The organism is Streptomyces sirii (assembly GCF_045690365.1).
Taxonomy (GTDB): Bacteria; Actinomycetota; Actinomycetes; order Streptomycetales; family Streptomycetaceae; genus Streptomyces; species Streptomyces sirii.
Map to the genome: position 1 here is coordinate 2,794,131 of NZ_CP147982.1, position 23,100 is coordinate 2,817,230.

The 23,100-nt window shown below is 71.8% G+C and carries 17 protein-coding genes and 1 pseudogene; 7 read left to right on the forward strand and 11 right to left on the reverse strand.

The window, feature by feature from the left end; all coding sequences use genetic code 11:
- Positions 1-2 precede the first annotated feature (2 nt).
- Together WAB15_RS12575 and WAB15_RS12580 are read right to left on the reverse strand one after the other, a co-directional pair.
- Positions 3-938, reverse strand: a complete 936-nt coding sequence (locus WAB15_RS12575) for a carbohydrate ABC transporter permease (RefSeq protein ID WP_407286261.1) — start codon at positions 936-938, stop codon at positions 3-5.
- Positions 935-2,212 (reverse strand): extracellular solute-binding protein, encoded by a 1,278-nt coding sequence (locus WAB15_RS12580; RefSeq protein ID WP_407286262.1) that lies wholly within the window; start codon positions 2,210-2,212, stop codon positions 935-937. Before WAB15_RS12580 ends, WAB15_RS12575 begins: the two co-directional genes overlap by 4 nt.
- 262 nt (positions 2,213-2,474) lie before the next feature.
- On the opposite strand from WAB15_RS12580, the gene WAB15_RS12585 reads away from it, so the two are divergent.
- The 3 genes from WAB15_RS12585 (at position 2,475) to WAB15_RS12595 (ending at position 6,127) form a co-directional block, all read left to right on the forward strand.
- A complete protein-coding gene (locus tag WAB15_RS12585; RefSeq protein WP_399149927.1) occupies positions 2,475-4,094 on the forward strand; it encodes a glycoside hydrolase family 13 protein in 1,620 nt (539 codons plus the stop codon).
- A gap of 24 nt (positions 4,095-4,118) precedes the next feature.
- Entirely contained in the window at positions 4,119-5,168 is a 1,050-nt protein-coding gene (locus tag WAB15_RS12590) for a LacI family DNA-binding transcriptional regulator (RefSeq protein WP_393497057.1), read from the forward strand.
- A 119-nt stretch (positions 5,169-5,287) separates the two neighbouring features.
- Entirely contained in the window at positions 5,288-6,127 is an 840-nt protein-coding gene (locus WAB15_RS12595) for a phosphatase PAP2 family protein (RefSeq protein WP_399149926.1), read from the forward strand.
- Positions 6,128-6,153: 26 nt separating this feature from the next.
- Here WAB15_RS12595 and WAB15_RS12600 read toward each other — a convergent pair whose 3' ends face one another.
- The 3 genes and pseudogenes from WAB15_RS12600 to WAB15_RS12610 all read right to left on the reverse strand — a co-directional run.
- Positions 6,154-7,806 carry an amidohydrolase gene (locus tag WAB15_RS12600; protein ID WP_407286263.1) on the reverse strand — a complete coding sequence of 551 codons (1,653 nt, stop codon included), beginning with the start codon at positions 7,804-7,806 and terminating at the stop codon, positions 6,154-6,156.
- 61 nt (positions 7,807-7,867) lie between these two features.
- Positions 7,868-8,449 (reverse strand): hypothetical protein, encoded by a 582-nt coding sequence (locus tag WAB15_RS12605; RefSeq protein WP_407286264.1) that lies wholly within the window; start codon positions 8,447-8,449, stop codon positions 7,868-7,870.
- Positions 8,450-8,562: 113 nt separating this feature from the next.
- Positions 8,563-9,717: pseudogene (locus tag WAB15_RS12610) on the reverse strand (RNA-guided endonuclease InsQ/TnpB family protein); the annotation flags it as partial.
- Positions 9,718-9,816: 99 nt separating this feature from the next.
- Between WAB15_RS12610 and WAB15_RS12615 the strand changes: the two are divergent.
- Positions 9,817-10,128, forward strand: coding sequence for a hypothetical protein (locus WAB15_RS12615; protein ID WP_407286265.1), 312 nt, complete (start codon positions 9,817-9,819; stop codon positions 10,126-10,128).
- On the opposite strand, the gene WAB15_RS12620 is transcribed toward WAB15_RS12615, so the two are convergent.
- The 4 genes from WAB15_RS12620 to WAB15_RS12635 form a co-directional block, all read right to left on the reverse strand.
- A complete protein-coding gene (locus tag WAB15_RS12620) occupies positions 10,116-13,139 on the reverse strand; it encodes a bifunctional [glutamine synthetase] adenylyltransferase/[glutamine synthetase]-adenylyl-L-tyrosine phosphorylase (RefSeq protein ID WP_407286266.1) in 3,024 nt (1,007 codons plus the stop codon). The two genes, WAB15_RS12615 and WAB15_RS12620, sit on opposite strands and share 13 nt — an antisense overlap.
- Before the next feature lie 27 nt (positions 13,140-13,166).
- Positions 13,167-14,528, reverse strand: coding sequence for a type I glutamate--ammonia ligase (gene glnA, locus WAB15_RS12625; protein ID WP_384437549.1), 1,362 nt, complete (start codon positions 14,526-14,528; stop codon positions 13,167-13,169).
- 289 nt (positions 14,529-14,817) lie between these two features.
- A complete protein-coding gene (locus WAB15_RS12630) occupies positions 14,818-15,714 on the reverse strand; it encodes an alpha/beta fold hydrolase (RefSeq protein WP_407286267.1) in 897 nt (298 codons plus the stop codon).
- Positions 15,711-16,466, reverse strand: coding sequence for a DUF998 domain-containing protein (locus WAB15_RS12635; RefSeq protein WP_407286268.1), 756 nt, complete (start codon positions 16,464-16,466; stop codon positions 15,711-15,713). Before WAB15_RS12635 ends, WAB15_RS12630 begins: the two co-directional genes overlap by 4 nt.
- 225 nt (positions 16,467-16,691) lie before the next feature.
- Here WAB15_RS12635 and WAB15_RS12640 point away from each other — a divergent pair, with 225 nt between their 5' ends.
- The 3 genes from WAB15_RS12640 to WAB15_RS12650 all read left to right on the forward strand — a co-directional run bounded on the left by WAB15_RS12640 (position 16,692) and on the right by WAB15_RS12650 (position 20,448).
- Positions 16,692-16,877: a hypothetical protein gene (locus tag WAB15_RS12640; protein WP_407286269.1), complete on the forward strand. Its 186-nt coding sequence runs from the start codon at positions 16,692-16,694 to the stop codon at positions 16,875-16,877.
- Positions 16,878-16,966: 89 nt separating this feature from the next.
- Positions 16,967-18,553, forward strand: coding sequence for a multicopper oxidase family protein (locus tag WAB15_RS12645; protein WP_407286270.1), 1,587 nt, complete (start codon positions 16,967-16,969; stop codon positions 18,551-18,553).
- Between the two features lie 140 nt (positions 18,554-18,693).
- Positions 18,694-20,448, forward strand: coding sequence for an NAD+ synthase (locus WAB15_RS12650; RefSeq protein WP_407286271.1), 1,755 nt, complete (start codon positions 18,694-18,696; stop codon positions 20,446-20,448).
- A 53-nt stretch (positions 20,449-20,501) separates the two neighbouring features.
- On the opposite strand, the gene WAB15_RS12655 is transcribed toward WAB15_RS12650, so the two are convergent.
- Entirely contained in the window at positions 20,502-21,713 is a 1,212-nt protein-coding gene (locus WAB15_RS12655) for an MFS transporter (RefSeq protein WP_399149916.1), read from the reverse strand.
- 178 nt (positions 21,714-21,891) lie between these two features.
- Positions 21,892-22,896: an endonuclease/exonuclease/phosphatase family protein gene (locus tag WAB15_RS12660; RefSeq protein WP_399149945.1), complete on the reverse strand. Its 1,005-nt coding sequence runs from the start codon at positions 22,894-22,896 to the stop codon at positions 21,892-21,894.
- Positions 22,897-23,100 lie beyond the last annotated feature (204 nt).

The window sequence follows — 23,100 nt, forward strand, 5'->3', positions numbered from 1 at the left end:
GCTCACCACACCTCTCCCTGCTTGCGCAGTGCCCGGCGGTAGACGACCGCGACGGCCGAGAGCAGCAGCAGGATCAGTACGCCCCAGGTCGCGGACTCGGAGAAGTTGCGGGGGCTGTCGACGAAGGAGAGCCGGTAGGCGTAGGTCACCAGGATTTCGGTGGCGTCGCCGGGGCCGCCCCGGGTCAGCAGGAAGATCACCGGGAACATGTTGAAGGTCCAGATGGCGGAGAGCAGGACGACGGTGCTGCTGACGGTCCGCAGCCCCGGCAGGGTGATGCTGCGGAAGCGCTGCCAGGCATTGGCGCCGTCCATCTCGGCGGCCTCGTAGAGCTCGCCCGGGATGGACTGCAGGCCGCCGAGCAGGGCGACGAGCATGAAGGGCACGCCCAGCCAGACGTTGACGGCGATGACCGAGAGCTTGGCCCAGGTGGGGTCGTTGAGCCAGGGGACGGCGTCGATGCCGCCGCCGGCCAGCAGCTTGTTGAGGATGCCGTTCTTCTCGTTGTAGAGCATCCGCCAGGTGAAGACGGAGATGAACGCGGGGACGGCCCAGGGCAGGATCAGCGCGAGGCGGTAGAAGGTGCGGCCGCGCAGCGTGCGGTTGAGCATGTTCGCGAGCGTGAGGCCGATCAGGAAGGTGATGCCCACGCAGGCGACGGTCCACAGGACGGTCCAGCCGAGGCGGTCCCAGAAGACGCCGTCGGAGAGCACCGCCTTGTAGTTGTCCAGGCCGGTGAACTTGTAGGTCGCGGGGATGTGGTTGACGCCGATGTTCCGCTCGACGTTGGCCTCATTGGCGTCGGTGAGCGACAGGAAGACGCCGCGCACCAGCGGATAGCCGATGATCACCCCGATGACGAGTACCACCGGGGCGACCATCGTCCATGCGTACCAGTGAGTGCCGAGCGTCCGGCGCACCCGTACAGCAAGGGTCACTTGTAGTCCTTGAGCAGCTTCCGGTAGGCGTCGCCGGTCGCCTTGGCGGCCTGCTCGGGCGTGGCGGCGCCGGTGAGCACCTTGTTCATCTGGACCTTGATCGGCTCGAAGAGGGAGTTGCCCTCGGCGATCCAGGGGCGCTGGACGGCGCCGTCGACGGCCGGCTTGAAGAACTTGACCATCTCGTTGTTCTTGACGGCCGGTACGTCGTAGACGGACTTGCGGGTCGGCAGCAGGCTGAGCCCCTCGGTGGTCTGCTGCTGGACCTTGGCCGAGCTCATGTACTTCACAAAGGCGTAGGAGGCCTGGAGGTTCTTGCTGCCGGCGTAGACCGAGAGGTTCCAGCCGCCCTGCGGGGAGCCCTGGGCCCTGCTGCCGCCGGGTACGGGGGCGACGCCGAGGTTGTCCTTGTCCTTGAAGGCCTTGCCGGCGCGGGCGCCCTCGATGTCCCAGGGGCCGTCGATCGCCATCGCGACGGTGCCGTCCTTGAGGGCCTTGAGCTGGTTCTCCTGGCCGTCGGTGGCGTCGGTGACCGCGGCCTTGGAGTCGACCAGGCTCTTGAGCGTCTTGAAGGCCTTGACGCCGGAGCCGTCGTCGATCTCGACGACCTTGTCGCGGGCGTTGACCAGGTCGCCGCCCTCGCCGTAGAGGTACGGCAGGAACCAGTAGGGGTCGTCGCCGCGCAGGTAGAGGGCGGTGGCGCCGGTCTTGGACTTGATCTTCTTGGCGGCGGTGGCCAGCTCGTCGAAGGTCTTGGGCACCTCGACACCGGCGTCCTTGAGCAGCTTCTTGTTGTAGAAGAGGCCGAGGGTGTCGATCACCTGAGGTGCGGCGTAGGTCTTGCCCTTGAACTTGGTGGAGCCGAGGGCCTGGGGGAGGTAGTCGTCGGTCTTGTCGAGGGCGGGGGTGCCGTCGAGCGGGGCGAGGTAGCCGAGGTTGGCGAAGTCGGCGGTCCAGGCGACCTCGGTGCGCATCACGTCGGGGGCGCCGGAGTTGCCGCCGGCCGCGTTCTTGAACTTGGCGTTGGCGTCGCCGAACGGGACGTTCACATACTCGACGTGGACCTTCGGGTGCTCCTTCTGGAAACCCTCGGCAAGCTTGCGGTAGGTCGCCTTCTCGGCGTCGTTGGAGGTGTCCCAGAAGGTAACGGTTCCCGACAGTTCGCCCCCGCTGCTGCCGCTTTCGCCGTCACCTCCGCCACCGCATGCCGTTGCCGCCAGTGCCAGGCCCGCTACCAGCGCGCTGGCTGTGATGCCCCTTATGCCACGCCGCATGTGAACTCCTTAGGGAAATGCCTCAGATGGCGGTCAGGAACGTAACAGCGCTGCAAACAAATCGAAAGACCTTGCGGCAAATTGCTGCAAGATTGCTGGAAGGGATTGCAGCGGGATGTCCGGAACGGGACTCTTGAGGGGGTCGTGGCACGTCACCCCGCGCCCGCCCGAGCGTTGACTCCGTTAGGGCCTGTCCGGTGGATCAGGGTGGGACAGGCCCTAAGGCACCCCACACGCCTCTTGACCTCGACAGGGACGGCAGATGACCCAGGAGCTCACTTCCCCCAGCCCCGCCCCCCAGGCCGCCGGACCGCGCCGAGGTCCCAGCTGGTGGCGCGACGCCGTCATCTACCAGGTATACGTCCGCTCCTTCGCCGACAGCGACGGCGACGGGGTCGGCGATCTGCGCGGGGTCCGCGAACGGCTGCCGTACCTCAAGGACCTGGGCGTGGACGCCGTCTGGCTGACGCCGTTCTACGCCTCGCCGCAGGCCGACGGCGGCTACGACGTCGCCGACTACCGCGCCGTCGACCCGCTCTTCGGCTCCCTCCAGGACGCCGACGACCTGCTGCGCACCGCCCACGACCTGGACCTGCGGGTGATCGTCGACATCGTCCCCAACCACACCTCCGACCGGCACCCGTGGTTCGAGGACCCCGAACTCGCCCGGCAGCGCTATGTCTTCCGCCCCGGCAAGGGGGAGAACGGCGAGCTGCCGCCCAACGACTGGGAGTCGGTCTTCGGCGGCCCTGCCTGGACCCGCACCGAACGCGGCGACTGGTACCTGCACCTCTTCGCCCCGGAGCAACCCGACCTGGACTGGGACAACCCGGACGTGCACGCCGAATTCGAGGCCATCATGCGCTTCTGGCTCGACCTCGGCGTGGACGGCTTCCGCATCGACGTCGCCCACGGCATGGTCAAGGCCCCCGGCCTGCCCGACATCGGCCACGGCCAGCAGGCCAAACTGATCGGCAACCAGGTGCTGCCGTTCTTCGACCAGGACGGGGTGCACGCCATCCACCGCACCTGGCGCCGCCTGCTGGACGGATACGGCGACACCCACGGCAAGCAGGTGATCGGCGTCGCCGAGGCCTGGGCCCCCACCGCCGAGCGGCTGGCCCTCTACGTCCGCCCGGACGAACTCCACCAGGCCTTCAACTTCCAGTTCCTCAACGCCCCCTGGCAGTGCGACGCGCTGCGCTCGGTCATCGACGCCTCGCTCGCCGCCACCGCCTCGGTCGGCGCCCCGACGACCTGGGTGCTGTCCAACCACGACGTCGTCCGGCACACCACCCGCCTCGGCGGCAGCATGGACCGCGCCCGCGCCGCCACCCTGCTGATGCTGGCGCTGCCCGGCTCCGCGTACCTCTACCAGGGCGAGGAGCTGGGCCTGCCCGAGGTCGTCGACCTGCCCGACGAGGCGCGCCAGGATCCGGCGTTCTTCCGCGGCCAGGCCGCCGGGACCAGCGGCCAGGACGGCTTCCGGGACGGCTGCCGGGTGCCGATGCCCTGGTCCGGCCAGGCGCCGCCGTACGGCTTCGGCGACGGCGGCAGCTGGCTGCCGCAGCCCGCCGACTGGGCCGGGCTCACCGTCCAGGCGCAGACCGGCGACCCCGCCTCCACCCTGGAGCTCTACCGCACCGCCCTCGCCCTGCGGCGCCGGCTGCCGGGCCTGGGCGACGGCGAGCTGAGCTGGCAGCCGGCCCCCGCGGGCGTCCTGGCCTTCACCCGCCCCGGCCTGCTCTGCACGGTCAACACGCTCGGTCACGACGTCGAACTGCCGCCGTCCGGAACGCCGCTGCTCTCCAGCGCACCGGTGACCGTCAACGGCGCGTCGGTCGTGCTGCCCGGTGACAGCTGCACCTGGTGGGCAATCTGACAGCCGGACGGTAAGGTCCCCTCCATGACCGCCCGGCTGGCCGACATCGCAGCACAGGCGGGTGTCAGCGAGGCCACCGTCAGCCGGGTTCTCAACGGGAAGCCCGGTGTCTCCGCCACCACCCGCCAGTCCGTGCTGGCCGCTCTCGACGTGCTGGGCTACGAGCGCCCGGTGCGGCTGCGGCAGCGCAGCGCGGGCCTGGTCGGGCTGATCACCCCGGAGCTGGAGAACCCGATCTTCCCGGCCTTCGCCCAGGTCATCGGCCAGGCGCTGACCCGCCAGGGGTATACGCCGGTCCTCGCCACCCAGACCCCGGGCGGCTCCACGGAGGACGAGCTGACCGAGATGCTGGTCGACCGCGGGGTGGCCGGCATCATCTTCGTCTCCGGGCTGCACGCCGACACCTCCGCCGATATGCAGCGCTACGAGCAGCTGCGCGGCCAGGGCGTGCCCTTCGTGCTCATCAACGGCTTCTCCGACAAGGTGCAGGCGCCGTTCGTCTCCCCCGACGACCGGGCCGCGGTCGATCTGGCGGTCACCCACCTCAGCGCGCTGGGCCACCGGCGGATCGGGCTGGCGCTCGGCCCCAAGCGGTTCGTGCCCGTCCAGCGCAAGATCGAGGGCTTTGTGCGCGCCATGCAGGAGCGGCTGCAGATCGGCCCGGCCGAGGCGGAGCCGTACATCCAGCACTCTCTCTACACCCTGGAGGGCGGGCAGGCCGCGGCGAGCGCGCTGATCGAGCGGGGCGCCACCGCCATCGTCTGCGCCAGCGACATGATGGCGCTCGGCGCGATCCGCGCGGCCCGGCAGTGCGGGCTGGACGTCCCGCGGGAGATCTCCGTGGTCGGCTTCGACGACTCCCCGCTCATCGCCTTCACCGACCCGCCGCTGACCACGATCCGGCAGCCGGTCACGGCGATGGGCCAGGCCGCGGTGCGCGCGCTCCTGGAGGAGGTCGGCGGCACCCCGGCGCCGCACAGCGAGTTCGTCTTCCACCCCGAGCTGGTGGTCCGCGGCTCGACCGCCTCGGCGCCGAAGACCACCCGGATCCCCAGGCCGCTGCGCGCCACCTGACGGGGGGCGTCCCCCAGGAGTAGGGGGGTTCCGACTCCCCCTCAAGACCGATACAAACGATCGAATACCCGACCGAAGGATGATCGGCGAGACGTCCCTTTCTGGCAAACTGTCTGCCTATGGGTGAAGCGAATACGAGGATTCTGGACGGCCCGTCGACCACCCCGCCACTCACCGGGGAACGTACGGACCGACCAGCGGAAGCGGGCCGGCTGGCCCGTCTGCGCTCCCCACGCACACCCCGGCTCTGGTTCGAGGTCCTGCTGATCGCGGTCAGTTACTGGACCTACTCGATGATCCGCAACGCGGTGCCGGAGCAGAAGGCGAAGGCGCTGAAGAACGCCGACTGGATCTGGCAGGCGGAGCACTCGCTGGGCATCGCCGTCGAGCACACCGTCAATCATGCGGTGGACTCGGTGACCTGGCTGATCGTGTCGATGAACTACTACTACGCGACGCTGCACTTCATCGTGACGATCGGCGTGCTGGTGTGGCTCTACCGCTGGCATCCCGGCCGCTATGCCGCGGCCCGGCTGGCGCTGTTCGCCACCACCGGCGTCGCCCTGGTCGGCTACTACTTCTACCCGCTGGCGCCGCCCCGGCTGATGCCGGACGGCGGCTTCGTCGACACCCTGATCGACCACGGCACCTGGGGCTCGATGGCCTCCGGCAACCTCGCCTCGATGTCCAACCAGTACGCGGCGATGCCGTCGATGCACATCGGCTGGTCGCTGTGGTGCGGCATCATCATCGCGCTGCTGGCCAAGCCGGTGTGGGCCAAGGCGCTCGGGCTGCTCTACCCGACGACGACGCTGCTGGTCATCGTCTCCACGGCCAACCACTTCTGGCTGGACGCGGTCGGCGGGGTGCTGTGCCTGGGCTTCGGGTTCGCGCTGGCGGGTATCTGGTATCGGACGCTGCCGCATCGGCTGTCGCGGCTCGCACCGGCGGTGGCCTGAGGTCGTGGGCCGGGGGCCTCGCCGGCTCAGCCCGCGGTGCGGTGGGTGATATGCCCGCCCGTCATCGTCAGTCGTACTTCCGCCGTGCCCAGCTCGTCGGCGGGAGCGGTGACCGGGTCGACGGCCAGGGCGGTGAGGTCGGCGCGGTAGCCGGGGGCGATGCGGCCGGCCTGGTGCTCCTCGCCCACCGCGAGTGCGGCGTGTGAGGTGCACCCTTCCAGTGCCATCAGGCCGGTCAGCGCCTGGCCGGGGGTGACCGGCGCGACGTCCGGGCGTCCTGCGGGGCGGCGCAGCCGTGCGGTGGCCAGGACCTGGCGGGGGTCGTGGTGGGCGATCGGCCAGTCGGAGCCGAGCACCAGCACCGCGCCCGCGTCCCGCAGGTCGCGGCAGCGCCAGGCCCGTCCGGCGCGCTCCTCACCGACCCGCCGGGACCAGGCGTCGGTGTGGTCGGCGCGGGTGTACGCGGTGTGGGTGGGCTGCATGGAGGCGGCGACGCCGAGGCGGGCGAAGCGCGGCAGCTGCTCGGCGGGCACGGTCTCGATGTGCTCGATGCGGTGCCGGTAGCGGGCCCTCATGCCGTCGTCGCCGAGCAGCTCGACGGTGTCCAGGACGTGCCGTACGGCGGCGTCGCCGATGGCGTGGGTGGCGGTGCGGACACCGGCCCGCGCGAGGTGGTGCACGGCGTGGGTGTACGCGGCGGGGTCCGGCCAGAAGGCCTCGGTGCCCTGGCCGTGGCAGTCGGCGTGTTCCAGCCAGGCCGTACCGCCCTCGACGGTGCCGTCCATGAAGAACTTCACGCCGCCGACGCGCCAGTGGCGGCCGCGCAGCCGCTGCAGCTCGACGAGGTGGTCGAGGCCTTCCTTGTCGATGCCGGGCATGCACCAGGGCGCCAGCCGCAGCCGGAGGGGGAGGACACCGCCGTCCGCCTCGATACCGGACAGCAGCTCGGGAACGCCGTCGTTCTCCAGGTCCATGACGTGGGCGCCGGTGAGGCCGGCGGCGGCCATCTCGTCGAGCAGGGCGAGCAGCCGGGTGCGGCGCTCGGCGGCCGAGGCACGCGGGACGGCGGGCGTCAGCAGCTCCATCGCGGCGTGCTCGACGAGGTGCCCGGTGGGGCGCCCGTCGGGGTCGCAGACGACGCTGGCGCGCTGGGCGAACTCGCGCGGCCCGTCGATCCCGGCGGCCGCCAGGGCCCGGCCGCCGGCCAGCACCGAGTGCCCGTCGTAGAGCCGGAGGAGGGCCGGGGCGCCGCCGAGCGCGTCCTCGATCAGATCGCGGTGGACGGGGCGGCCGCCGAAGACGTTGTGGTCCAGTCCCCAGCCGGTGAGCCACTCGCCGGGGCCGAGCGCGCGGGCGGCTCGGGCGAGCGAGGTGCGCAGTTCGTCGAGGTCGCGGACGTCGGAGAGGTCGAGGCCGGTGGCCATTTCGACGCCCCAGACGGGGTGGCTGTGGCCGTCGACCAGACCGGGGGTGAGAGTCGCCCCGGCCAGGTCGACGACCTCGGTGGCGGCGCCGCGCCAGTCCCGTACGTCCCGCGCGTCCCCGACCGCGGCGATCCGCCCGCCCTTGATCGCGACGGCCTCGGCCCACGGGCGGGCCGGGTCCAGGGTGCGGACCCGGGCACCGGTCAGGACGGTGTCGGCGGTGGTGAGGGGCGATGCTGCCGCGGAGGCGGGCATGGGGGCTCCTGGGGGGTGGGTGGTGGTGCGGCGGTCGGCCGGTTGCGGCCGGTTGGGACGGTTACGGGGTTCGGGCGGCCGTCTGCTCGTCGGGGGCCGGTGCGGCCTCCTCGCCAGGTCGCCGCACGGCCGTTGCCGTCCGCTCGTCCCCCTCGTCCTCGTCCCCGTCCGGTTCCGCCGCGAAGCCCGCGTAGATCTCGGGGCGGCCGCGGCGGACCCGGCGGGCGACGAGGAGGCCGAGGGCGAAGGCGGCGGGGACGGTGAGGACCAGGGCGGTGTTGGTGGCCGGCGGCGCGCCGGTCATCAGGTCGATCTTGGCGATGACCAGCCAGAGGGCGCCGGCCATCAGGACGGCGGCGGCGATCGGGGCGATGACGGTGCGCAGCGCCCCTTCCCGGTGGGCGAAGCCGCCGAAGTAACAGGGGACGGCGACCGCGGTGATCGCCTGGAGCACCAGCAGGCCCAGCATGCCGGGGGTGTTCATCCACAGCAGCAGCTGCTGGTAGGGGTCGGCGCCGGCCAGCGCGAAGCCGAGGACGACGAGGATCGCGAGGAGGCTCTGCGCGGCGCCGGCCAGGTACGGGGAGCGGTGGCGCGGGTGGACGCGGCCGACGGCGGCGGGCAGCACGCCTTCTCGGGCCATGGCCAGTCCGTAGCGGTTGATCGCGTTGTGGAAGGCCAGTTGGGAGGCGAGGATGCTGTTGACTCCTCCCCCTCGTAAACGAGGGGGATTCCTAGCTCACGTCGCCTGCGGTCCGGCGGACCGGCAGGTCTTACACGATCAGCACTAGCCGGGTACGAGACCAGCCCGGACGAGCATCACGCGGGCGGAGTTCTTGTCTCTGGGCGAGACGGCTCCGCACGCGGTGCAGGTATACGTTCTCTCGGAAAGAGGTAGTGCGTGCTTGGTTCTCGCTCCGCACTGCGCGCAGTCCATGGTGGTATGCGCGGGGTGTACCAGGTGCACGGTCCGGCCGTGCTTGCGGCCCATCTCGATCAGGGCCTTCTTCGTGGTGCCGATCGCCGCGTCAGCGGCCTTGCGGGCCATGGTGGTACGGCTGAGGAACTTCGGGCGGAAGTCCTCCACGGCGAGAGCGTCATGGCCGGTCACGACCTTCTTCGCCCACTTGCGGGCGGTGTCCTGCCGCTGGCAGGCGATCTTATTGTGCAGCTTCGCCCGCAACTTCTTCGCCTCGCGGTAGCCCTTCGAGGCGGCGTGGCCCTTCTTCGGCTTGCGCCGGGCCATCATGCGGTCGTACCGCGTCAGCTTCGCCGCAACCTTCGTCCCGTGCCGCGCGTGGGGAAGGTCGTACTCGTCGGACGTGGTGGTCGCGGTCTCCTTGACGCCCCAGTCGATACCGATCACACGGCCGGTGGTTGGCAGGGTCTCGGTCTGCGCGGGGACGACGAAGCTCGCCCACCAATGCCCCACACTGTCGCGGTACACCCGCACACTGGACGGCGTCATGGGCAGCTCACGCGACCACACCGGGCGTACGACGATCCCGCCCGCGAGGTGCAGGCGCCCGTCCTTCAACCGAAATCCGCGCTGGGTGTAGTTCAGAGTCGGCAGGGCATCGCGCTTCTTCTTGTACTTCGGCATCCCGGCCCGCTGCCGCATCGGCAGCCGGTCTTTGATGTCCTTGAGGGCCTTGGATCGGGACCTGCCGAAGTCGCGTATCAGCTGCTGCTGAGGAACCGAGCTTCCCTCACGCAGCCACGGCGTCATCCTGCGGGCGTCGGTCAGCATCTTGTCGAGCCGAGCCGGTCCGCAGGTCAGCTTCTCGCCGGTGGCGACCCAGCGGCACCGGTCCCATTCGGCTTCGAGTGCCTGCCGGCCGTCACCGACAGGCGAACACGGAAGGTGTACCGGGCGTGCCCGGCACTCCCCGTCGCCGCTTCCGTCGTCATGCACCCGAACCTACCCGGGAGGACTGACAGTTGAGCCCAATTGATCTTTACGGTGCCCCTCACCAGCGCGGATGGTGGACGCGCACGATCACGATGCTGATGACCTCACCGGTCCGCGCGCCCAAGGTGCTGGCCCAGTACGAACGGGTGGCCGAGCTGCTGCTGGACGCCGGCTTCGCCCCGTCCGCCGTCATGCCGGTGATCAGCGGACTGGACAACATCGTGCTCGGCTCGGCGCTCGACATGTCGGCGCCGAAGGTCATGTGGGAGGTCGCCGACGGCGTCCGCGCACCCCGGCTGTCCGCGGCGCTGGACGCCACCGGCCCGGACCGCGCCGACCAGGCCTTCGAGCTGACCCTGGCCGGATTCCTGGCGCACTGCCGGGAGCTGCTGGAGCGTCAGGCCCCGTAGAAGATCTCCTCCACCACGCCGCGCGCCCGCCGGGTGATCCGCCGGTAGTCGTCGATCATCTCGCCGACGTGTCCCTCCTCGTAGCCGAGGTAGCGGCCCACGGCGGCCAACTCCCGGCCGTCGGTGGGGAAGGTGTCCCCCGGGCGGGCCCGCACCAGCATCACCGCGTTGCGCACCCGCGCCGCCAGCACCCAGGCCTCGTCCAGGGTCTGGGCGTCCTCGGTGTCGATCAGCCCGGCGGCGTGGGCGGCGGCCAGCGCCTCGCGGGTACGGGTCGTGCGCAGCCCGGGGATCTCCCAGCCGTGCTGCATCTGCAGCAGCTGCACGGTCCACTCGACGTCGCTGAGCCCGCCGCGCCCCAGCTTGGCGTGGGTGGTCGGGTCGGCGCCGCGGGGCAGCCGCTCGGCCTCCATCCGGGCCTTGAGCTTGCGGATCTCGCGGACCGCGTCCTCTCCCAGGCCCTCGGCCGGATAGCGCAGCGGATCGATCAGCTCGACGAACCGCTGCCCCAGCTCGGCGTTGCCCGCGACCGGTTCGGCGCGCAGCAGTGCCTGTGCCTCCCACACCAACGACCAGCGCCGGTAGTAGGCCGCGTACGAGGCGAGGGTGCGCACCAGCGGACCCGACCTGCCCTCCGGGCGCAGGTCGGCGTCGATCGGCAACGGCGGGTCGGACGAGGGGAGTTCCAGCAGCCGGCGCATCTCGTTGGCGACGGCGTGGGCGGCCTTGGCGGCCTCCTGCTCGTCGGCGCCCTCGCGCGGTTCGTGGACGAACAGCACATCGGCGTCCGAGCCGTAGCCCAGCTCGTGGCCGCCGAAGCGGCCCATGCCGATCACCGCGAAGCGGGTGGGCAGGGTGTCGCCCCACTGCTCGCGGACCGCGGCGCGCAGCGCGCCGGCGAGGGTGGCGGCGTTGAGGTCGAAGAGCGCGGAGCCGACCGCGTCGACCGAGTGGCCGTGGTCCTTGTCGGCCGGGCTGAACTCCGTGCCGTAGGCGCCGATCACATCCGCCGCGGCCGTGCGGAACAGCTCCCGGCGGCGCACCCCGCGGGCCGCCGTGACCGCCGCCTCCGCACCGTCCGCGCGGCCGACCGCGGCCAGCACCTCCTGCTCCAGCGCGGCCCGGGTGCGGGCCTGGAGCCCGTCGGGGGCGCCGAGCAGGGCGACCGCCTCGGGGGCGCGCAGCAGCAGGTCGGGGGCGAGCCGGCCGGCCGAGAGCACCCGGGCGAGGTTCTCGGCGGCGGCGCCCTCGTCGCGCAGCAGCCGCAGGTACCAGGGCGTCTTGCCGAGCGCGTCGGAGACCTTGCGGAAGTTGAGCAGTCCGGCGTCCGGGTCGGCGGAGTCCGCGAACCAGGCCAGTAGCACCGGCAGCAGCGTCCGCTGGATGGCGGCCTTGCGGGTCACGCCGGAGGCCAGCGCCTCCAGATGCCGCAGCGCGCCCACCGGGTCGGCGTAGCCGAGCGCTTCGAGGCGGTGGCGGGCGGCCCTGGCGGACAGCCGGGCCTCGCCGGGCTCCAGATGGGCGACGGCGTCGAGCAGAGGGCGGTAGAAGAGCTTCTCATGCAGGCGGCGCACCTCCCTGGCGTGCCACTTCCACTCCTTGCGGAGGGTGTCGACCGGTTCGGTCCGCACCCCCAACGACCGTGCCAGGCGTCGGAGTTCGGCCTCGTCCTCGGGCATCAGATGGGTACGGCGCATCCGGAAGAGCTGGATGCGGTGCTCCAACGTACGCAAGAAACGGTAGGCGGCGTCCAGGGCCGCGGCGTCCTGGCGTCCGACATAGCCGCCGGCGGCCAGCGCCGCCAGGGCGTCCAGGGTGGTGGCGCTGCGCAGCGTGGCGTCGCTGCGGCCGTGCACCAACTGCAGCAGCTGGACGGCGAACTCCACGTCGCGCAACCCGCCGGGGCCGAGCTTGAGCTCCCGTTCGACCTGCGCCGCGGGGATGTTCTCGACCACCCGGCGGCGCATCTGGCGCACGTCGGAGACGAAGTTCTCCCGCTCGGCGACCTCCCACACCATCGGTGCCAGGGCGTCGACGTACTCCTGCCCGAGCCCCAGGTCACCGGCCATCGGGCGGGCCTTGAGCAGCGCCTGGAACTCCCAGGTCTTGGCCCAGCGCTGGTAGTAGGCGAGGTGGCTGCTGAGCGTGCGCACCAGCGGGCCGTTGCGGCCCTCGGGCCGCAGATTGGCGTCCACCGGCCAGATCGTGCCCTCGATCGTGTTGTCCGAGCACAGCCGCATCATCCGGGCGGCGAGCCGGGTCGCGGCCTGGAGCGCCTTGGCCTCGTCGACGCCCTCCTTGGCCTCGGCGACGAAGATGACATCGACGTCGGAGACGTAGTTCAGCTCCCGGCCGCCGCATTTGCCCATGCCGATGACCGCGAGCCGGCAGACCGCGGCGTCGCCGGGCGCCTCCTCGTAACTGATCTCCAGGGCGGCCCGGACCGTGGCGGTGGCCAGGTCCGCGAGCTCCGCCGCGGCCTCGGCGACATCGGTCGTCCCGCACACGTCGCGGGCGGCGATGCCCAGCAGGGCCCGGCGGTAGGCGGCGCGCAGCGCGTCCGCGCGTGAGCGGCCGACTCCCCGGTCGCCCCAGATGCCCTCGGCGAGCGACTGCTCGAACTCGGGGGTGGTGGGGTGCAGATCGACCGACTCGTAGGTGACCAGCGACTGCCAGTCCTCCGGGTGCCGGGCGAGGTGGTCGACGAGCGCCTCGGAGGCGCCCATCACCCCCAGCAGCCGGTCGCGCAGCGGCTTGGCCGCGACGACGGTGCTCAGCAGCGTCTGCTGCTCGTCCGGCGCAAGCGCCTCGGCCAGCCGGGCCAGGCCCCGCAGCGCGAGGTCCGGGTCCGCGGTGGCCCCGAGCGCTTCGAGCAGGACCGAGTCGTCGCGTACGGGGGCGAGTTCGGGGACGTCGAGCAGCACTCCGGCCGCCGAGGGGTCGGTGAAACCGTGCCTCAGCAGCCGGGTGAAGGTGCTGCTCCGCCGTCCCTGAGGAGCGGGAAGTGCCATGATGCGGCCTCTCGGTGGCGCGGTGGCTCAGAGCACGGGCAGCATCTTGCGCAGCTCGAAGGCGGTGACCTCCGACCTGTACTCCTCCCACTCCTGCTTCTTGTTGCGCAGGAAGAAGTCGAAGACGTGCTCGCCGAGGGTCTCGGCGACCAGTTCGCTGCGCTCCATCAGCTCGATGGCCTCGCCGAGGTTCTGCGGCAGCGGCTCGATGCCCATCGCCCGGCGCTCCGAGTCCGACAGCGCCCACACGTCGTCGTCGGCGCCGGCCGGCAGCTCGTAGCCGTCCTCGATGCCCTTGAGACCGGCGGCGAGCAGCACCGCGTAGGTCAGGTACGGGTTGGCGCCGGAGTCGATCGAGCGGACCTCGACCCGGGTCGAGCCCATCTTGCCGGGCTTGTACATGGGCACGCGGATCAGCGCGGAGCGGTTGTTGTGGCCCCAGCAGATGTACGAGGGGGCCTCGCCGCCGGCGCCCGCGGTGCGGTTGGTGCCGCCCCAGATGCGCTTGTAGGAGTTGACCCACTGGTTGGTGACGGCGGAGATCTCCCCGGCGTGCCGCAACAGTCCGGCGATGAACGAGCGCCCCACCTTGGAGAGCTGGTACTCCGAGCCGGACTCGTGGAAGGCGTTGCGGTCGCCCTCGAAGAGCGAGAGGTGGGTGTGCATGCCGGAGCCCGGGTACTCCGAGAACGGCTTGGGCATGAACGTCGCCTGGACGCCCTGCTCCAGCGCCACCTGCTTCATGACCAGCCGGAACGTCATGATGTTGTCGGCGGTCGAGAGCGCGTCGGCGTAGCGCAGATCGATCTCCTGCTGGCCGGGGGCGCCCTCGTGGTGGCTGAACTCCACCGAGATGCCCATCGACTCCAGCATCGTGATGGCCTGCCGTCGGAAGTCCATGCCGACGTTCTGCGGGGTGTGGTCGAAGTAGCCGGAGGAGTCGCCGGGGATCGGCCGCGAGCCGTCGACGGGCTTGTCCTTCAGCAGGAAGAACTCGATCTCCGGGTGGGTGTAGAAGGTGAACCCGAGGTCGGAGGTCTTGGCCAGGATGCGCTTGAGGACGTAACGGGGGTCGGCGTACGACGGCGACCCGTCCGGCATCAGGATGTCGCAGAACATCCTGGCGGTGCCGGGGGCCTCGGCGCGCCAGGGCAGGATCTGGAAGGTGCCCGGGTCCGGCTTGGCGATCATGTCGGACTCGTACACGCGGGCGAAGCCCTCGATGGCCGAGCCGTCGAAGCCGATGCCCTCGTCGAAAGCCTGCTCCAGCTCGGCCGGCGCGACCGCCACGGACTTGAGGAACCCGAGGACATCGGTGAACCACAGCCGTACGAAGCGGATGTCGCGCTCCTCGAGCGTACGGAGCACAAACTCCTGCTGCTTGTCCATGGGTCACCAATCCTTGCAGGTCAATCGGCCTGTCCACACACGGGGAAGATCGTGCGTGGCACACCAGTATCACGTGAGGGGGTTACCGTCACATTACGCACCCTTGGCCTGAATCAGAACCGCCGTCCCGTAACCCTCGCCCCGATCCTTCCCACGGTGAGCCAGCTCAGCGCGGCCGGCTGGGGCAATCGGGGGGCTTGGCCCGATCTTGAAGCGGGCCGGAGATGTCGTTGACCGGCTGTTGAGGGCCCCATGTCTTGCGTTTTCGGGCCCTGCGCCCGGCCGGGGCTCAGGCGAACGGCGCCGTCGCGTCGCGCCCCGTCCCCGACAGGTCCAGCACCGCCTGCGCCACCGACTCCGGTACGTCGGCCATCACCAGATGCCCGGCGGGCGCGGCGACCGCGAACCGGCCGCCCAGCTCCGCGGCGAGCGCCCGCTGCCGCTCCAGCCAGCGCAGCTGCCCGGCCGTCTCGCTGCCGTCGTACGCCGCCAGGACGGTCACCGGCAGGTCGGGCAGCACACGGTCCGTGCGCAGCGCCGCGAGCTCGGCGGCCTGGTAGGGGTAGGTCGCGTTCTCCAGGGCGCAGGCCCGCACGACCCGGCTGGTGCGGTAGCCGGCGCGCTCCCACGGGTGCGGCGGGTGGCTGCCGACGGTCGCGGCGCGCCCTATGAGGCGGCGGGTCGCGGGGCCCAGGGCGCGCGCCAGCCCGGCGGCGGACAGCGCGCCGGCCAGGCCGCCCGCCCAGGCGGTCCGCACCGCGCGCGGCAGCCGGGGCCGAGGGTCGTCCTCGATGCTGCCGTCGACGAGGACGAGCCCGGCGCAGCGGTCCGGGTGCAGCCGGGCGAACGCCTCGGCGTGGAACCCGGCGAGCGAGTGGCCGACGACGGTGGCCGGGCCGAAGTGGCCGAGCGCGTCGAGGAGGTGGGCGACCCGGTCCGCCTCCGCGGCGACGGTGGGCGCCGCGGGCGCCGGGGCGCTCAGGCCGAGTCCGGGGCGGTCGAAGCGGACGACGGTGCGGTACGGGGCGAGCAGCGCGGCGACCGCGTCCCAGTCGAACCAGGCCATCCCCAGTCCGCCGCTCAGCACGCAGACCGGGCCGCTCCCCTCGGTCAGGACGTGCAGCGCGACGCCGTCGACGCGCAGGAAGCGGCCGGGGGCGGGCAGCGGGCGCGGGTGTCGGTTCATCGGTCTCCTCGTCCTGCCGCGGGTTCTCCGGGTGCCTGTGGTGCCGGTGCCCGTTCTTCCGTCGCTCGTGCGGGGCCGGACCGGGCCACGCAGACCGCGAGCAGCGCGATGTACAGGGCGACCAGCAGGACCTGCAGCCGCTGGCCGGCGCCGAGGGCCCAGGTGCCCCGGCCGGCGCTGAACGCCGCGACGGAGGCCAGCGTCCAGAGGGTGGCGGCCAGTTCGGCGAGCACCAGGGCGGGACCGAAGCGGGCCAGCGGCGGCCAGCGGTCGTAGCGCCGGGCGGCGAAGGTCAGCAGGACCAGCGCGGCGAGCGCGCCGAGCATCGCGCAGGAGCTGCTGAGGGCGTGCGCGGTGTGGGTGGCCGGCACCAGCCCGGCGGTCTCCCGGGCCGCGCACGCCGGGTCGCTGGTCGGCGCGCAGCTCAGCGGCAGCCGGGAGTCGACGGCGGTGGCGGCGCCGAAGAGCGCCAGCGCGGCCCAGCCGGCCGTCGCCCAGGGTCTGCGTTCGGTCGCCGGCAGGGCGGTCACCGCACCGGCCAGCACCAGCAGACCGGCGACCAGGTCGGTGGCGCGGAAGAGCCCGCCGAGCGGCTGATCGGCCGCGGCCAGCTCGCTGACGTACGCCTGCACGGGGTCGAGGCCGGTGGCGAGCACCACCTCCAGCACCCACGCGGTGTACGCGGCGGCGCCGAGCAGCAGCAGGGTGGCGGCCACCCTGCGGCGGGCGGCGGAGCGGCGGGTGCGGGTCACGGACATCCAGGTGTTCGGGTGAACGGGCCGGGCGCGACTCCCCCGGCCACCGCCGGGGGTGCCCCCGGGCACGCCGTGCGCGGGAAGACCAAGGATATGCGGGCGGCACGGGCGGCACTCCGTTCGGCGGACAGCGCTGGGAGAGCGATACCCCTCGGGGGTAGATTCCAGTGGCGGCGGTCCGCGGGGCGGCCGCCCATGGGTCATTCCGTCGGGAGGTCCGCGATGCGGGAACAGGGCGAGGCCGCCGCGTGCTGCGGCTGCCTGCCGCGGTTCACCCCCCAGGTCGCCGACCCCCTAGCCTCCCCGACCCGCACGGCCCTGCTCACCCGGCTGCCGCGCGGCCAGTGGCCAATATCCGCGCCGCCGCGTCCCAAACTCCTCGCTCCACTGTCGGTGCCGCGCGTGTAGGAGCGCCCGCCGCCGACACTCCGGAGTCCGCGGCAGCGCCCCCGAACAGACCACCCTTCACCCCGACATCGCCACGAGGTGCTTTCCCTATGCGTACGCACTCCCGCCGCGCCGTGCTCGGCGCGGGACTCGCCGCCGCCGGAAGCGGGCTGCTGGCCCCCCGATCCCTCGCATCCACCGCCCCGGACACCAGGCACGGCGGGGGCGCACCCGGTCCCCGCGACGACCGCCCCCCGTCCGGCTATGTCTCCCCCTCCGGCTCGGAGGTCGCCGAGGTCGAGGGCGAGCGGGGCGCGGGCCCCCTACGGTCCTTCTCGCTGACCGCCTCCGAGACCCGGCTCGACCTGGGCGGCGTGACCGTCGACACCTGGGCGTACGGCGACCGGCTGCCGGGCCGGGTGATCCGGGTCAAAGCAGGTGAGCGGATCGCGCTGCACCTCCGCAACCGCCTGCCGCAGGCCACCACCATCCACTGGCACGGGCTGCAGCTGCGCAACGACATGGACGGCGTCCCCGGCATCACCCAGCGGGAAGTCAAGAGCGGCCACTCCTTCGACTACCTCTTCACGGCCTCCACACCCGGTACGCACTGGCTCCATCCGCACGTCGGCGTGCAGGTGGACCGCGGGCTGTACGCACCGCTGATCGTCGACGACCCCGAAGAGACGCTCTCCTACGACCATGAGTGGATCGTCGTGATCGACGACTGGATCGACGGGGTCGACGGCGTCACCCCGGACGCGATCCTGGCCGAGCTGAACAAGGGCAAGCCCGGCGGCGCCATGGGCCACGGCGAGCTGCAGATGGCACACCGGGTCGACCGACGCTCCCGCGCCGCCGCGTCCCGGATGCTGAAGGGCATGGCCCCGATGGACGACGACGACTTCTCGGGCACCGTCGAACATCCGTACCACCTGATCAACGGCAAGACGCGCGACGACCGCGAAACCTTCCGCGCCAAGCCCGGCGACCGCATCCGGATCCGGATCATCAACGCCAGCGGTGACACCGCCTACCGGGTCGCGCTCGGCGACCACCAGATGACCGTCACGCACACCGACGGCTTCCCGGTGGCGCACCACAAGACCGACAGCCTGCTCATCGGCATGGCCGAGCGCTACGACGTGCTGGTCACGGCCAAGGACGGGGTCTTCCCGCTCACCGCGCTCTCCGCGGGCAAGAACAACCAGACCGCGCAGGCCCTGCTGCGCACCGGGAGCGGCGAGGCTCCCGACCCCAAGATCCGCCCGAAGGAGCTGCGCAGCGGGGGGATCAGCGCGGGCGACCTCAAGGGCGACGAATCGTGCCTGCTCGACGACCGCGAACCCGACCGCACCATCAAGATGAACCTCACCGGCACGATGGAGAAGTGGAACTGGGCGATCAACGGGAAGCCGTACACCCCGTCGCAGCGGTACGGCGTGCGAGAAGGGGAGCGGGTGCGGATCGTCTTCCGCAACAAGACCAAGATGTGGCACCCGATGCATCTGCACGGGCACACCTTCGCGCTGCCCGACGGCGGCCCCCGAAAAGACACCACGATCATGCTGCCGGGCAAGAAGCTCGCCGTCGACTTCGACGCCGACAACCCCGGCCTGTGGATGCTGCACTGCCACAACATCTACCACTCGGAGTCCGGGATGATGACGGTCCTCGGCTACCGGCTGCCGAAGTGACGGACGGCCCCGCCCCCTCGGCCGAGGCCGTCGGTCCGGTCACCGGATGGGGTCCCCCTGCTCCTTGAGAGCTTGCGGGAGGGTGGCCCGCGGACCCCGCGGGCCACCCATTGCGTCAGAAAGACGATTACACTGGCGGGGTGCCTCAACTTCGTCTCGCCCTCAATCAGATCGATTCCTGCGTCGGCGATCTCGCCCAGAACGCGGAGACGATCGTGCACTGGACCCGGCACGCCGCCGACCAGGGCGCGCACCTCGTCGCGTTCCCCGAGATGGCGCTGACCGGCTACCCCGTCGAGGACCTCGCGCTGCGCCCGTCGTTCGTCGAGGCGAGCCGCGTCGCGCTGCGGACGCTGGCCGGGCGGCTGGCCGACGAGGGCCTGGGCGGCCTCCCCGTCGTCGTCGGCTACCTCGACCGCGGCGAGCAGGACGGGCCCCGCTACGGACGCCCCGCCGGCGCCCCCCAGAACGCCGCGGCCGTGCTGCACGGCGGCGAGGTGGCGCTCACCTTCGCCAAGCACCACCTGCCCAACTACGGCGTCTTCGACGAGTTCCGCTACTTCGTGCCCGGTGACACGCTGCCCGTCGTACGGGTGCACGGCGTCGATGTCGCGCTCGCCATCTGCGAGGACCTGTGGCAGGACGGCGGCCGGGTCCCGGCGACCCGCAGCGCGGGGGCCGGGCTGCTGGTGTCCATCAACGCCTCCCCGTACGAGCGGGACAAGGACGACACCCGCCTGGAGCTGGTCCGCAAGCGTGCCCAGGAGGCCGGCTGCACCACGGCCTATCTGGCGATGATCGGCGGCCAGGACGAGCTGGTCTTCGACGGCGACTCGATCGTGGTGGACAAGGACGGCGGGGTGATCGCGCGGGCGCCGCAGTTCGCGGAGGGCTGCGTCCTGGTCGACCTCGACCTGCCGGCCGCGGCGTCCGAGGCCCCCTCCGGTGTCGTGGACGACGGTCTGCGCGTCGACCACCTCGTCCTGACCCCCGAACCGCTGGCGCCCTACCCCGCCGAGACCCCCGGCGGGCAGGCCGAGCGCCTCGGCGACCTCGAAGAGGTCTACACCGCACTGGTCGTCGGCCTGCGCGCGTACGTCGCCAAGAACGGCTTCCACAGCGTCGTGCTCGGCCTCTCCGGCGGGATCGACTCCGCGCTGGTCGCCGCGATCGCCTGCGACGCGCTGGGCGCCGCCCATGTCCACGCCGTGGCGATGCCCTCGCGCTACTCCTCCGACCACTCCCGCACCGACGCCGCCGAACTCGCCCGCCGTACGGGCCTGTCCTTCCGCACGGTCCCGATCGGCCCGATGTTCGACGCGTACATGGAGTCGCTCTCCCTCACCGGCCTCGCCGAGGAGAACCTCCAGTCCCGGCTGCGCGGTACGACCCTGATGGCCATCTCCAACCAGGAGGGCCACTTGGTCCTCGCCCCCGGGAACAAGTCCGAGCTGGCCTGCGGCTATTCGACGCTCTACGGCGACTCGGTGGGCGGCTACGGCCCCATCAAGGACGTCTACAAGTCCGTCGTCTACCAGCTCGCCCGCTGGCGCAACCAGGCCGCCGCCGACCGCGGCCAGACCCCGCCGATCCCGGAGAACACCCTCACCAAGCCGCCGAGCGCCGAACTCCGGCCCGGCCAGGTCGACACCGACTCGCTGCCGGACTACGACGTCCTCGACCGCGTCCTGGAGCTCTACGTCGACCGCGACCGGGGCCGCGAGGAGATCATCGCCCAGGGCTTCGACGAGGCCCTGGTCACCCGCGTCCTGCGGATGGTCGACCACGCCGAGTACAAGCGCCGCCAGTACCCGCCGGGCCCGAAGATCTCCACGAAGGGCTTCGGCAAGGACCGCCGTCTGCCGATCACCAACCGCTGGCGGGAAGGGAGCTGACGGGCGCTCACCCGGCACCCGGCGGGGCGACGACGGGACTTCGCGGACCCGCCCTACCGGGCGGCCGCACCGGCCTTCGCGGCCGCCTCCTGACTGCGCGCCACGATGCGGGACGCGTCCTTGGCCTCCCGGTCCAGCAGGCCCGCCACGACGGCGACGGCCAGGCCGGCGGCGGCCAGCACCGCGCCGACCAGCGTCGGGGACGTCCAGCCCCAGTCGGCCGCCAGGGCCAGGCCGCCGACCCAGGCGCCCCCCGCGTTGGCCAGGTTGAAGGCCGACTGGTTGGAGGCGGCGGCCAGCGTCGGGGCCTGCTGGGCCTTGTTCATGACCAGCATTTGCAGGGGGGTGGTGGTCAGGAAGCCGACCGCGCCGATGAGGACGACGGTGACCAGGGCGGCCCACTTGACCTGGGCGGTGAAGTGGAACGCGGCGAGGACGAGGGCCAGCGCCGCCAGCGAGCCGTACAGGGTCGGCCGCAGGGCGCGGTCGGTGAGGGGGCCCGCGGCGAGGGCGCCGAGCGTCATGCCGATGCCGAAGAGGGCGAGCACGAGCGGGACCGAGCCCTCCGCGAAGCCGGTGACCTCGGTCATCATCGAGGCCAGGTAGCTGTAGACGGCGAAGATGCCGGCGAAGCCGAAGACCGTGGTCAGCAGGCCGAGCAGGACCTGGCGGCTGCCGAGGGCGCGCAGCTCGCGGCCCAGGCCGGTGCGCTCCTGCGCCGGCAGCGGCGGGATCAGCCGGGCCAGGGCGGCCATCGCGACCAGGCCGATGGCGGCGACGATCAGGAAGGTGGCGCGCCAGCCGAACTGCTGGCCCAGGAGGGTGGCGGCGGGGACGCCGACGATGTTGGCGATGGTCAGGCCGAGGAACATGGTGGCGACCGCGCGGGCCTGGCGGCCCTCGCGCACCAGCCGGGCGGCGACCACCGCGCCGACGCCGAAGAACGCGCCGTGCGGGAGGCCGGCCAGCAGCCGTCCGGCGATCAGCGTGCCGAAGCCGGGGGCCATGGCGGAGGCCAGGTTGCCGACCGTGAAGACCGCCATCAGCAGCACCAGCATCCGCTTGCGCGGGATGCGGGAGCCGAGGGCGGTCAGCAGCGGGGCGCCGATCACGACGCCGAGGGCGTAGGCGGAGACGAGGTAGCCGGCGGTGGGCACGGAGGTGCCCAGATCGTCCGCGACATTGGGCAGCAGGCCCATCATCACGAATTCCGTGGTGCCGATACCGAAGGCCGAGATCGCGAGCGCGAGCAGAGCCAAGGGCATGAAAGACCCAGACCTTTCCGGGGACGTCCGTAGGGGAGCTTTAAGTTCTCTTACGGAACAAAGTCTCTCAGCCCGAGTATTCCGGAGCGGGAACGGGGCGTGACGACCACGTTTCGGCAGGTCGTCGGCGAGCCCGCCGAGGGGCCCGGTCGGCGCCGACCGGGCCCGTCGGCCTCGGTCAGATCTTGATCGAGGCGGCGACCGGGAGGTGGTCGCTGCCGGTCGACGGCATGACCCACGCCTTGACCGGATCCATGCCCTTCATCATGATCTGGTCGATCCGGGCCATCGGGAAGCCCGCCGGCCAGCTGAAGCCGAAGCCGTCGCCGGCCGCACCCTGCGCGGAGCGCATCTGGGAGGTGACCGGGGCGAGCGAACGGTCGTTCATGGTCCCGTTGAGGTCGCCGAGCAGCATGACCTTGTGCACCGGGTCGGCGGCGATCGCCTCGCCCAGCGCCTCGGCGCTGCCGTCGCGCTGGTTGGCGGTGAAGCCCGCCTCGACCTTGACCCGCACCGACGGCAGATGTGCGACATAGACGCCGAACCGCTGGCCGTCGGCGGCGGTGACGGTGGCGCGCAGCGCGCGGGTCCAGCCCATCTTGATGTCCACCGGCCGGGCGTCGGACAGCGGGCGCTTGCTCCACAGGCCGACCGTGCCCTGCACCGTGTGGTACGGGTACGCCTTCGCCAGCCCCTGGCGGTAGGTGGGCAGCGCCTCGCCGGTCAGCTCCTCCAGGGCCACCACGTCGGCGCCCGACGCCACGATGTCCCTGGCGGTGGCCGCCGGGTCGGGGTTGCCGGCGTCGACGTTGTGGGTGACGACGGTGAGATTGCCGCCGGTGCCCGCCTTGTCGGTGATCTGGCCGCCGAAGAGGTTGACCCAGGCGAAGACCGGCAGGACGAGGGCGACCAGCGCCGTCGCGGAGCGGCGCAGGACCGCGGCGATCAGCAGCAGCGGGACGCACAGGCCCAGCCACGGCAGGAACGTCTCCAGCAGACTGCCCAGGTTTCCCACGGCGTTGGGGATCCGGGCGTGCAGAATCATCAGCAGCCCGAGCAGTACGGCGAGTACCGCGAGCACGATGCCGCGCCGCCACATCCCCTCGGGGCGCCACCAGTTCCGCAGGCGTCCGGCCCGGGAACCGGCCCGCTCGGGCTCCTGCCCCTGTCCCGGCTCCGTCATGTATGCCTGCGCCATGTAGCTGTCCTCACTGCCTTGCTCCGGTGCGCACGTCGCCTGTGGTCCACGACCCTAGGCGATCGCCGTAATGCACTTTCTTAGATCCGTGGTGCGCCTTCTTGGATGTGAGGACGGCGCGGCGGCAGGTCGGGGTTCCGGTCTGCGGGTTCGTGACGGATGCTGTGACACAACGGGCATGATCCGGTC